Below are 11,453 nucleotides of genomic sequence, written 5' to 3' on the forward strand. Positions count from 1 at the left end.
GGAGCGGGTATGTAGTGAGTAAGACAGACGGCCGCAGGCGGCCTCGCTTTTTCTAAAGCGGTACGAGGGTTTCACGCAGAGACGCAAAGACACGGAGCATGCCAAGAGTAAGGCCTGCCGTCGGCCGGGCGTTCTGACACGACGGCGCAGCACAAAGCGCTGCCCGTCATTGCGAACGAAGTGAAGCAATCTCCTCCGCCCCGAAGCTTCGGGGCGCGGAGTGTCCTTTAAAGCCGCAACCATAGCCCCCCATAGGTTATGGCGATTGCTAGCTGAATCATGCAAACAGCCCCTTCACGACCAATAAAGCCGTGAGTTGCACCTCATTTTCAACGCAGGTCTTCCTGGTAGCGCTTCATCTTGTTGGCCGGCCGGATGATAAGGCGCAGCGTAGGGTCGTTGGTGAGGAAGGACCAGAGCCAGGAGAAGGCGAGCTTTACCTTGTTGCGGAAGCCGATGAGCGGGATGATGTGGATGAAGAGCCAGATGAGCCAGGCGAAGAAGCCCCCGAACGACACCTTGGGAAGGTCCGCCACGGCCTTGTACTTGGAGATGATGGCCATCGAGCCCTTGTCGTTGTAGGCGAAGGGTTTTATCTCTCCGCCGGAGGCCAGCTGCCGCAGGTTCTTGCCGAGGAGCTCGCCCTGCTGGATCGCCACCTGCGCTACCTGGGGATGTCCTTTCGGGAAGGCCGGGTCGGTGGTCTGCAGGCACTGGTCGCCGAGCACGAACACGTTTTGCAGGCCCTGCACGCGGTTGTATTCGTCCACCAGCACGCGCCGTCCGCGGCCGATGGCCTCGGCCGGCAGTCCGGGCGCCTCACGGGCAATGACCCCCGAGGCCCAGATGACGGAGGCCGTGGGGATGGTGCGCCCGTCGGCCAGCAGCACGGAGCCGTTCGCGTAATCCTTTACCGCCATATTGGTAATGATGTTGACGCCCAGCTTCTGGAGCACGGAGCAGGCCTCGTCCTGCGCCTTCTTGCTCATAGGCCCCAGCAGCACCGGGCCCGCGTCGATGAGGTAGATGTGGCGCCCGAAGTCGGGGATCTCGGGATACTCCTTGGTGGCCACGTGCTGCCCCAGCTCGGCGAGCATGCCCGCCAGCTCCACGCCCGTGGGGCCGCCGCCCGCGATCACGATATTGAGGTATCGGTCGCGCTCGGCCTCGGTCTTGGCGCGGGCCGCCTCCTCCATGTTGAGCAGGAGGTGGTTGCGGAGGTTGAGCGCCTCGTCGATGGTCTTCATCGGCAGGGCGTCGCGCTTCACGTTCTCCATCCCGAAGAAGTTGGTCTCGGTGCCGAGGCCGAGCACGAGGTAGTCGTAGGGCAGGGTGCCGGTGTCGGTCTCCACGGTATTGGCCGCGGTATCGATCCGTACGAGGGCGCCCATATGGAAGCGGAGGTTTTCCTTTTCCTGGAAGAGGCGTCGGAACGGATAGGAGATGTTGGAGGGCTCGATAAAGGCCGTAGACACCTGGTAGAGCAGGGGCGGGAAGAAATGATAGTTGTTGCGGTCGACGAGGGTGATGTGGAACCGGTCGTCCTTCTGGAGCTTCTTGATCAGGTTGATACCGGCGAACCCGCCGCCTACCACCACTACTTTAATACTTCCGTTCTTCATGGGGATGTTTCTTCTGGGAGATGATAAACGCTTGCTACCGTGCAAAACTAATTCCAGACCAGAGGCAGGCACGGATAAGATTCAACGCAACTGCTCCGGGAATGGGCGAAGGCCGCAAGCGGCCTCGTTTCACACGGCGGCACAGCGGCACGGCGGCACCGCGTTTCCTGACAGGGAGGGCACGCCCCTGCTGTCTCGGCTGTTCGGTGCCGGCACATGACACGAGGTAACAGGGCGGGAAGAATGATTTGCTGCGTCCGTTCGATTTTTCTGCCGGTATGGTCGCCGTGGCTCCGTGTCGTCCTTCGACAAGCGCTGGACGCCGCCGTGTGCAACCCTCGTGCGCCCGGCCCGCGCCTGCGCGGGATTACCACACTGCCGGCCCGGCCGTACCTTCGCCACCGGTATTGAAAACCCTTTCGGTATTTAAAACGTTGTGTGGCTATGGGGTATCGTTCGTTGAGAGAATGCCTGACCGACCTGGAAAAACACGGGCACCTGGTGCGTATCAAAGAAGAAGTGGATCCGCATCTTGAAATGGCGGCCATCCACCTGCGGGTGTACGAAGCCGGCGGACCGGCGCTGTTGTTCGAAAACGTCAAAGGGGCCCGCTTCCCCGCGGCCTCCAACATCTTCGGCACGCTCGACCGCAGCAAGTTTCTCTTCCGCGACACGCTCGACAAAGTGCAGCGCCTCATCGCCCACCGCTCCGATCCCATCAAGGCCCTGAAAGCGCCGGTCAAGAACTTCTCGCTCGGCCTCGCCGCCCTCAAGGCGCTGCCGCTCAAAAATCCCTCCGACAAGCCGGTGCTGCAGCAGCGCATCCGCATCTCGGACCTGCCCCTTATCCAACACTGGCCCATGGACGGCGGCGCCTTCGTGACGCTGCCGCAGGTGTATACCGAGGACTTCGACAACCCCGGGATCATGAAGGCCAACCTGGGCATGTACCGCATCCAGCTCACGGGCAACGAGTACGAGCGCGACAAAGAGATCGGGCTGCATTACCAGCTCCACCGCGGCATCGGCGTGCACCAGACGAAGGCTAATAAACGCGGCGAGCCCCTGAAGGTGAGCTGCTTCGTGGGCGGGCCGCCCGCGCATACCCTGGCGGCCGTGATGCCCCTCCCGGAAGGCATCTCCGAGATGACCTTTGCCGGACTGCTGGGCGGGCGCCGCTTCCGGTATTTCTACGAGGACGGCTTCTGCCTCTCCGCCGACGCCGACTTCGTGATCACCGGCACCGTGCATCCCGGCGACAACAAGCCCGAAGGCCCGTTCGGCGACCACCTCGGCTACTACAGCCTCACCCATCCCTTCCCGCTCATGAAGGTGCACGGGGTGTATGCCCGCAAGGACGCGGTGTGGCCCTTTACCGTGGTAGGCCGGCCGCCGCAGGAAGACACCTCCTTCGGTGCGCTGATCCACGAGATCACGGGCGACGCGCTGAAGGACGAGATCCCCGGCCTCAAGGAAGTCAATGCCGTAGACGCCGCCGGTGTGCACCCGCTGCTGCTGGCCGTGGGCTCCGAGCGCTATACGCCTTATATGCCGGCCAAGCAGCCCTCCGAGCTGCTCACGATCGCCAACCACGTGCTCGGCACCGGGCAGCTGAGCCTCGCCAAGTTCCTCTTCATCACCGCCGACGACAACAATGCCGTGTCGGCCCATCATATCGAACCCTACTTCCGCTACGTGCTCGAGCGCCTTCACCTCGACCGCGACGTGCACTTCTACACGCATACGACCATCGATACGCTCGACTACTCCGGGCAGGGACTCAACAGCGGCAGCAAGGTGGTGTTTGCCGCCTATGGCGCGCCGGTGCGCGCGCTGTGCACCGAGGTGCCGGAAGCGCTGAAGGAGCTGCAAGGCTTCGTGAACCCGCAGCTGTGCCTGCCGGGCGTGATCGCATTGCAGGCCGCGCCCTTTACGGCGTACGATCAGGTGCCGGGCGAGATCAAAGCACTCGACGAGCAATTGCTGGAAAAAGTGGATGCGTTAGGATCGGCTCCCGTAATCATACTGTGCGACGATGCCTCCTTCACCGCCGCTACGGTCAACAACTTCCTCTGGGTAGCCTTCACCCGTTGCAATCCCTCGCACGACATCCACGGTATCGGCGCCTTCGTGCAGCACAAGCACTGGGGCTGCCGCGGCCCGCTGCTGATCGACGCGCGCGTGAAGCCGCACCATGCGCCGCCGCTTATCAAGGACCCTGCGGTGGAAAAGCGGGTGGACCAACTGGCGGCAAAGGGCGGCAGCCTGCACGGGATCCTGTAACGGCCGCATCGGTGTATTTGGTGCTGACCGGTGCGCTGGCAACCGATCGGAAGGGTTGCTGAAGTCTCCATGTACGTTCCCGGCAACCCGCTTCGGGCAGCCGGCACGCGGGCAGCCCCCGCTGCGCTTTCTTCGTGCGGCGGTATGCAAAAGTGCCCGCTGCTGCATCCCTGGTCAGATGACCCTGACCTCCCCCCTCCTGCGCCCCCTTCTGTGCCTCCTGCTCCTGGCCCCCTTGTGCGCCGGTGCCCAATTCAAGCCCTTCACGCTAACCGTCCGCACCGACCATTACGAGGGCGACTGGCTCCGGACGATCCGGAAATTCGGGCTCCCCTGGCCACAGTACCGCGACGTGGGCGGCAGCGAGGCCGCGCGCCTCAACATCGTCAGCTTCCCTTCCAACTTCCTCCTTGACGCGCAAGGCAACATCCTGAAAAAAGACCTTTCACCCACGGAGCTGGCAGTCTTCCTGAACGCGCAGGAACCGGACTGAATGAAGGGGCCGCGTTGCGGCGGGGAGATAGGCTTTTTATTTCCGGTTTTGCAACAGGGCAGGAAGCCCGTGCCGATCTTTCCACCCGCAAACCCCTCCCCGATTGATCACCGTCATCATTCCCACCTATAACGAAGCCGGACACATTGGCGCCACGGTCCGCACGGTGCAGCAGCGCGACCGCGCCGGCCTGGTACGCGCCATCGTTGTGGTGGACGGCGGAAGCACGGATGCCACGATGGAGCTCGCCCGGGCCGCCGGGGCCGAAGTGCTCCGGAGTCCGCGCAAGGGACGGGCCGCGCAGATGAATTACGGGGCAGCGGCCGCCCGGGAAGAAGTGCTGTATTTCCTCCATGCCGATACGCTCCCGCCGCCCGGCTTTTCCGAAGCGATCCGCGACGCCGTGGCAGCGGGTGCCGCCGCCGGCTGCTTCCTCCTCTCCTTCGACCACCCGCACTGGTTCCTGCGCGCCAATGCCTGGTGCACGCGCTTCGACGTGGACGCCTTCCGCTACGGCGACCAGAGCCTCTTTGTAACGAGGGAACTCTTTATGCGCGCGGGCGGATTTTCCGAGGCGCACATCGTTTTCGAAGACTACGCCCTCATCCGGAAGCTGAAGCGGCTCTCGCCCTTCCGCATCATCAAAAAGCCCGTGCTGACCTCCGCCCGTAAATACGTGGAGAACGGCCCCATCCGGATGCAGGCGATCTTTTACCTGATGTATTTTCTGTACCGCTCCGGAACGGGGCAGGCACGGCTCGTGCGCATCTACCGGCGGCTGATCCGGCAGGAAAAGATCTAATGGAGGTGAAGGGAGTACAGGGGGGCCGGCTGCTCCCGTTTGCGGGTTGCCGGTGGAGCAGGGCTGCCTCAGGTAACGCTGACGCACGGGTGCCGGCTATGGCCACGTCGCAAAAATGATCACGGTAAACAGTCTGGGATCAGCGTGCCGGCTTCTTGCGCCGCCCCCGGCGCTTCCGGTACCAGAGCACGAAGCCGGTGATGGCCAGCACGGAACCGCTGAGGGCAAAAAAGGAGTAGAGCAACTTGATACCGGTGCCGCCGTATTGCCCGTAATGCAGGGTATAGAGCGCATACCCGGCCTTCTCCCCGGCGCTCATATCACCCTGCCGGAACACGCGGCCTGCGACGCCGCTGCCGCTGTTGAATTCCACCTTGTTGGTAAGATCCCCCCAGAGCCAAAAGCCACCGTCGGTATACACCGTGAGCGGCTCGCCGGCCCGACGCGGGAAGTCGAGGTAGTGAAAGCGCCCTTCTCTCAGCAGGCCCGTCGCTTCCCGGATCAGCGTATCCACGTTGACTGAGACCGTCGGGGGCGGCTCTATCGCGGTGGACGCATTGCTGCCGAATTGCGCCTTCAGGTCGAAGGCATAGAGCATCATGTAAAAGCCGCTGCCGGCCAGCACGAGGTTAAAAAGGAGCGACCACACCCCGATCACCCGGTGCAGGTTCGACGAGATCATCCGCCAGTTGCGCCATTGCATCTTCATCCGGAACGTCAGGACCTTTACCAGATGGCGGCGATACACGATGAGCCCCGTGATCACCGAGCCGAGCAAGGCCAGCGCGAAAACGCCTGCCATCAGCTCACCTACCTTTCCGAGGAAGAACGTGAAGTGCATCGTCAGCAGCAGGTCGTACAGGCTGTTGTTCCAGGTGGTTCCCAGCACGGCACCGCTGTAAGGATTCAGGTACAGCAGTCCGTACTCCTTTTTCGCCGGGTCGTAAACCCGCATTTCTACGGTCTCGCCGGGGGCCTTGGGCACCTTCCGGAACGTATAGAGATACAGTTGGGGCGCCCTCCGCAGCGCACTGCGGTACAATGAATCGAACGGGAGCCGCGCGCCGGTATCCGTCACCGTATGCAGCTCCGGGTGTTGCCAGCGGTTCAGCTCCTTATTGAACACGATGACACTCCCGGTAAGGAAGAACGAGAGGATGAAGATCCCCGCAATCAGTCCCAGCCAGGAGTGCACGGAAAAAAGGAGTCGGCTTGCGCGGCTCATTACAGCTTGTACGATAAGGTCAGCACGGTGCGGCGGGTCCATTGCGGCTCCCAGCTGCCGAAGGCGCCCAGGTAGCTCACGCGGTCCGTAAGGTTGCTCACGTTGACCTGCGCGCTCCACTGCTTCCAGCTATAGCCGACAGAAGCATCCATCGTGTAGTTCGCCGGCACCTTGCCGCCGGCGGCGTTGGACGCATCGGCGAAGAAGGCTCCCTTGTAAAAGGCGCCGTAGCCGAGCGAGAGGCCTTTCAGCGCGCGGGAGAAGGTATAGTTGGCCCAGAGGCTGAACATCTCCCGGGGCTGGTTCGCGAGCCGGTTGCCCTTCTGGTACACAATGTCGTCCACGATCTCCGCCCTGATGTAGGAGCCGGTGGCGAGGATGTTGAGGTTGTCGTTGACCCTGCCGTTGATGTCGAGCTCGATACCGCGGCTGCGGTGCCGCTTGGCGAGGTAGGTATAATAGCCTTCCTGCGCCGACCAGGACACGTAGTCGATGCTGGGCGCGGTGGCCGACTCGGCCCAGCTGTATACGTTCTCCTTCTCGATGTTGAAGACGGAGAGCGTGACGCCGAGTCGCTTCTGCAGGAGGTCGGCCTTGATGCCCGCCTCGTACTGCGTGCCGAAGGTGGGCGGCACCTGCTTGCGCGCGTCGATCCAGTCGAAGCCGTTTACCTCGTAGCTCTCGGCGTAAGACGTGTATACCGACAGATAGGGCAGCGGCTTGTACACAACGCCGAGGCGCGGCACCAGGGGCTTCTCCACCACCTCCGTATAATCGGCCGGCTTGTCGGCCTTGTTGTCGTAGCGCGTGCCGCTTACGTAGCGGTTGTAGCGGACGCCCAGCAGCACCTGCAGCTTGTCGTTGAGGAAAGAAAGCTGGTCCTGCGCATACAGCCCGATGCGGCGCGTAAAGCCCGCGTTGTTGTCCCACACTAATGGCAGCGCCTTCAGCGATGCCTTGCCCTGCTCGGGTCGATAGAGGTTGATCGTGCCGGCGATATCGTCCTGCAGGAACCCGCCCATGCGGATGCCGTCGTCCATGAAGTCGGCGCCGACGAGCAGCTTGTGCCGGATGGGACCCGTCGCTACCTCGCCCACGGCGTCGAGCATGGCGGTCCTGGTGTTGAACTTCTGGCGGAAGAAGTACTGGTAACGCGTCACGTTGCCGGCGGCATCGGCGTCGTTGTTCACGTATACGTTGAGCGGGGTGCGGAGGGTCTGCATCACGCTGCTTGTTTGCTGGAGGTACCACTGCTTGCCGAGGTAGACCTTGAAGGTGGAGATCAGCGACGTGTTCTTGTAGCCGTAAGTGGCTTCGCGCTCGCCGAGGAAAGTCTTTTCGGAGATGCGGCGCAGGCCTTCGAAGGTGCCGTCGGGCGACACGAGGCCCGGGTCGCCAACGCGCTCGTCGTTCTTGTAATTGAGCTCCACGTTCCAGGAGGCCTTCGGCGAGATGTTCCAGGTGAGTGCGGGCGCCATCATCACCGTTTCGTTCTCCACCACATCGCGGAAACTCTTCGAGCGCTCGTACGAGGTATTGAGGCGATAGAGCACCTTGCCTTTGGCATCGAGGGGGCCGGCCAGGTCCACCGCGGGGCGTACCAGCCCGTATTCACCAACGCGCAGGTCGATGCGGCCGTAGTTATACGGGAGGGGCTTCTTGGTCACGAAGTTGATGACGCCGCCGGGCGCCACGTCGCCGTAGAGGATGGCGGAGGGACCTTTGAGGAACTCGACGCTTTCGTAGAAGTCGGCGTAGTGGTTGCCCATGTTCCAGAGCAGGGTGCCGTTGCGGCGGAAGTTGGTCCAGTTGTTCATGTCGAAGCCGCGGCTGTTGAAGAACTGGTAGCCGCCGTTGTAGGAGCCGGTCTGGTTAACGCCGCTCACGTTGCGCACGATGTCTTTTAGGTCGAAGGCGGCCTGCTGGCGGATGATCTGCTGGTCGATGACCTGGATCGACATCGGCAGGTCGAGCAGCGGGATATTGGTTTTGGTCACCGTCGACGTGCGGCGCTTCTGGCCGGTCACCACCACCTGTGCCAGCTGGCGGGCCGACTGCGCGAGCCGGAGCTCGAGCTGCAGGGTATTATCGGCGGCAACAGTCACGATTTGCTCGAGGGGCTCGAAGCCGATAGCGGTAAGCTGCAGGGTGTAGTTGCCCGGCGCTACCTGGAAAAGATGGAACACGCCGTCCTCGTTGGTGGCCGTGCTTTGCTTCGTTTCTTTTACCTGCACCGTCACGAAGGCGGCGGGGAGTCCTTCGGCGCTGCGCACCGTGCCGCTGATCTTACCGGGCGCCTCGGAGGCGGCGGCGGTCAGCAACACGAGGCAAGAGGAAAGGAAGAACAGGAAGCGGCGTGCGGTGGTACCCATGAGACGAGCAATTTTTTGCAAAAAGAGGGCATCCGGCCGGGCTCGTGCTTACGACATCCGTAAAACGCCTTACGGAGATGGGAAAACGTAAACCTCTGTTTTATAAACAAGGAGAACCGGGACACAACCGCTAAACAATAAGGACTGCAAGCGCAGTCGCGGGCTGATGCCCGTATTTCACCCGGCGGCACAGCGGCACGGTGGCAAGGAGATGCGGAGCCACGCTTCTTCCCGAGCCTTTAACGAGGTGATCGTTTTCTTGAACCTCGTTGTTCCAAGGGCTACCTAACGTCGCCGCAGCATACAATCCTTTCGCCGTGTCGTTGTGCCGCCGTGCCGCCGGGTGAAGTCCGAAGAGGCCGCTTGCGGCCGCTACCCAATCCTCAAGTCTCTGTTGGCGGAACAGGCCAGGCCAAGGCGCGAAGACGCAAAGGCGCAAGGAAAAAAAGCAGCGCTGTGCCGCCGTGTGAAATAGGGCCGCTTGCGGCCGTCCCAAAAGCACTACCGATCGCCCACCGGCAGCAGGAGTTCGAAGGTGGCGCCTGCGCCCTCGGTGCTGTGCGCTCGGATGCAGCCACCGTGGTTCTCGGCCACCTTGCGGACGATGGAGAGGCCCACGCCGGTGCCGGCATATTCGTTGAGCCCGTGGAGGCGCACGAACATCCCGAAGATCTTGTCCTTGTATTCCTCCGGGAACCCGATGCCGTTGTCGGCCACTGAAAGCAGGTGCCAGCGCTGCCCGTTCTCCTCGGTCATGGTGGCGGATATCCGCACCTCCGGTGCGGTGCCGGGCCTGCTGTATTTGAGGGCATTGCTCACGAGGTTCTGAAAGAGCTGCTGCAGCTGGCGGCGGTGGCCCTGCAGCACCGGCAGCGGACCGACCTCCACCCGCGCGCCCTTTTGGGTGATGTCGAGCTCGAGGTCGTCGAGCACACGCGCCACGGTCTGCGCCAGGTCCACTTCTTCGGGCTCCGGTGCCCGCTGGCTTACGTGCGAATATTGCAGCAGGTCGTCGATGAGGCTGCCCATCCGCTTCGCGGCCTTCTCCACCCGCTCGAAGGCGCGGCGCTGCGCGTCGTCGAGCCCGTCGGCGAGTCCATCTTTGAGCTGCGCGGTGAAGTAGTGGATCTTGCGGATCGGCTCCTTGAGGTCGTGCGAGGCGGCGTGGGCGAACTCCTCGAGGCGGTCGTTGGAGCGCTTCAATTCCTCGATGCGGCGCTCGAGCTCGAGCTGCAGGCGCTTGAGGCCCGTATAGTCGTTGAGGTGCACCACCACGTTGCCGTTCAGCAGCACCGCGCCCATCTCGTTGTAGATGTCGAGCCCGTCGGCGGAATAATGGTTCTGCCAGATTTGCTCCTTGCCGCTCAACGCCACTTCGCGGATGTTGCGGAACGTGTCGGTGCCGAAGTAGCCGGGGAAGAACTCGCTCACGCGGCGCCCCTCGAGCTGCGCGGGCGAAACGCCGGCATAGGCCGCATAAGCCTCGTTGGTGAGCTGGTAGGTAAAGTCGACCACGTCGCCCCCTTCCCACACGGGCTGCAGCACCTGCAGCGGCGAGTTGAAGATGTTGATGATCTGCTGCAGGTAGCGGTTGGAGGTCAGGAGGCGCTCATGGGTTTCCTCCAGCTCGCGGGTGCGGGCGCGCACCTGCCGCGACAACTCGGCGGAGAAGGCCTTTTGGGCCGTGATGTCCTGTACCACGGCGATCATGCGCTGGGGGGTGCCGGCATCGTCGAAGGTGAGGCTGCCCTTGAGGCGGATCCAGCGCTCCGGGCCCTGCGGGTGGTACACGCGCGACTCGTATTCGAGTTTGCCGCTGGCGGAGGCACGCTCGTAGGCTGCCTGGCGGAGCAGCACGTCGTCGGGGTGCATGCGCTCGAGGAAGGCGCCGCGGGCGCTGCCCGAGGGGAGCCCGAAGAGCTCCTCGATGCGGTGCGAGATGCGCACGTCCTCGGTGAGCAGGTCCACCTCCACCACGCCGAGGTCGGCCGACTCGATGGCGAGGCGGGCCTTTTCATTGGTGAGCTGCAGCTCCTGGATCAGGCTAACCGTCTTGGTGGTTTCGACGCAGGTCACGAACACTCCCCTGGGCTTGCCCGATTCGTCGAATACGGGGCTGTAGCTGTAGGTCCAGTACACGTCTTCGAGCGCGCCGTTGCGGTAGATCGGGAGGAGCTGGTCTTCGTGCCAGGTGGCGATGCCTTGTGTGAGGATGCCTTCGATCTGCGGGTATACGTCGGGCCATACTTCGGGCCACACGGTGGCGCCCCGCTGGCCAAGGGCGCCGGGGTGTTTGCCGTCTGCGCCGAGGCTCGGGCGGAAGGCGTCGTTATAAAAGAAGGTCAGGTCGGCACCCCAGAACAGGCACATCGGGAAGCGGGAGTGCAACAGGATGCCGAGGGTGGTGCGCAGGCTTTGCGGCCAGGCATCGGGCGGGCCGAGCGGGGTGGCGGCCCAGTCGTAGCTGCGGGTGAGGGCGCCCATTTCGCCGCCGCCCTGCAGAAAGGAGGGGACGGGGGATGTACGGAGGTGGTTCACGAAGATGATTAAGGTTCGGGTAGCTAATGTAGGCATTCCCGCACACCCTGGTATGGCTGAGGTGCGTACCGGCAGCGAGGGCGCTTCCGGAGCGCCGACGGGGCGTTCGGCGAATCCT

General features: G+C 63.0%; 7 protein-coding genes. 3 read left to right on the plus strand and 4 right to left on the minus strand.

Features of this window, described 5'->3' with window-relative positions; genetic code table 11:
- Positions 1–329 precede the first annotated feature (329 nt).
- Positions 330–1,622 carry an NAD(P)/FAD-dependent oxidoreductase gene (locus ABD937_RS20435; protein WP_345257793.1) on the minus strand — a complete coding sequence of 431 codons (1,293 nt, stop codon included), beginning with the start codon at positions 1,620–1,622 and terminating at the stop codon, positions 330–332.
- Between the two features lie 444 nt (positions 1,623–2,066).
- Between ABD937_RS20435 and ABD937_RS20440 the strand changes: the two genes are divergently transcribed.
- From ABD937_RS20440 to ABD937_RS20450, 3 genes are all read left to right on the plus strand, one after another.
- A complete protein-coding gene (locus tag ABD937_RS20440; protein ID WP_345257794.1) occupies positions 2,067–3,905 on the plus strand; it encodes a UbiD family decarboxylase in 1,839 nt (612 codons plus the stop codon).
- A 178-nt stretch (positions 3,906–4,083) separates the two neighbouring features.
- Entirely contained in the window at positions 4,084–4,398 is a 315-nt protein-coding gene (locus ABD937_RS20445) for a TlpA family protein disulfide reductase (protein ID WP_345257795.1), read from the plus strand.
- A gap of 103 nt (positions 4,399–4,501) precedes the next feature.
- A complete protein-coding gene (locus tag ABD937_RS20450) occupies positions 4,502–5,200 on the plus strand; it encodes a TIGR04283 family arsenosugar biosynthesis glycosyltransferase (RefSeq protein WP_345257796.1) in 699 nt (232 codons plus the stop codon).
- Between the two features lie 139 nt (positions 5,201–5,339).
- Here ABD937_RS20450 and ABD937_RS20455 read toward each other — a convergent pair whose 3' ends face one another.
- The 3 genes from ABD937_RS20455 to ABD937_RS20465 all read right to left on the minus strand — a co-directional run bounded on the left by ABD937_RS20455 (position 5,340) and on the right by ABD937_RS20465 (position 11,335).
- Complete coding sequence (locus tag ABD937_RS20455; RefSeq protein WP_345257797.1) at positions 5,340–6,425, minus strand: PepSY-associated TM helix domain-containing protein; 1,086 nt, start codon at positions 6,423–6,425, stop codon at positions 5,340–5,342.
- Positions 6,425–8,797, minus strand: a complete 2,373-nt coding sequence (locus ABD937_RS20460; RefSeq protein ID WP_345257799.1) for a TonB-dependent siderophore receptor — start codon at positions 8,795–8,797, stop codon at positions 6,425–6,427. The genes ABD937_RS20455 and ABD937_RS20460 overlap by 1 nt, the downstream gene beginning before the upstream one ends.
- A 501-nt stretch (positions 8,798–9,298) precedes the next feature.
- Positions 9,299–11,335 carry a PAS domain-containing sensor histidine kinase gene (locus ABD937_RS20465; RefSeq protein ID WP_345257800.1) on the minus strand — a complete coding sequence of 679 codons (2,037 nt, stop codon included), beginning with the start codon at positions 11,333–11,335 and terminating at the stop codon, positions 9,299–9,301.
- Positions 11,336–11,453: the final 118 nt, after the last annotated feature.

It is taken from the genome of Flaviaestuariibacter amylovorans, assembly GCF_039541815.1.
In the GTDB taxonomy this organism is placed as follows: Bacteria; Bacteroidota; Bacteroidia; order Chitinophagales; family Chitinophagaceae; genus Flavisolibacter; species Flavisolibacter amylovorans.

What these genes read in the sequence shown, in the direction of transcription:
- ABD937_RS20455 (WP_345257797.1), bottom strand. Translation starts at nt 6,425, where the DNA reads ATGAGCCGCGCAAGCCGACTCCTTTTTTCCGTGCACTCCTGGCTGGGA.
- ABD937_RS20440 (WP_345257794.1), top strand. Translation starts at nt 2,067, where the DNA reads ATGGGGTATCGTTCGTTGAGAGAATGCCTGACCGACCTGGAAAAACAC.
- ABD937_RS20445 (WP_345257795.1), top strand. Translation starts at nt 4,084, where the DNA reads ATGACCCTGACCTCCCCCCTCCTGCGCCCCCTTCTGTGCCTCCTGCTC.
- ABD937_RS20435 (WP_345257793.1), bottom strand. Translation starts at nt 1,622, where the DNA reads ATGAAGAACGGAAGTATTAAAGTAGTGGTGGTAGGCGGCGGGTTCGCC.
- ABD937_RS20460 (WP_345257799.1), bottom strand. Translation starts at nt 8,797, where the DNA reads ATGGGTACCACCGCACGCCGCTTCCTGTTCTTCCTTTCCTCTTGCCTC.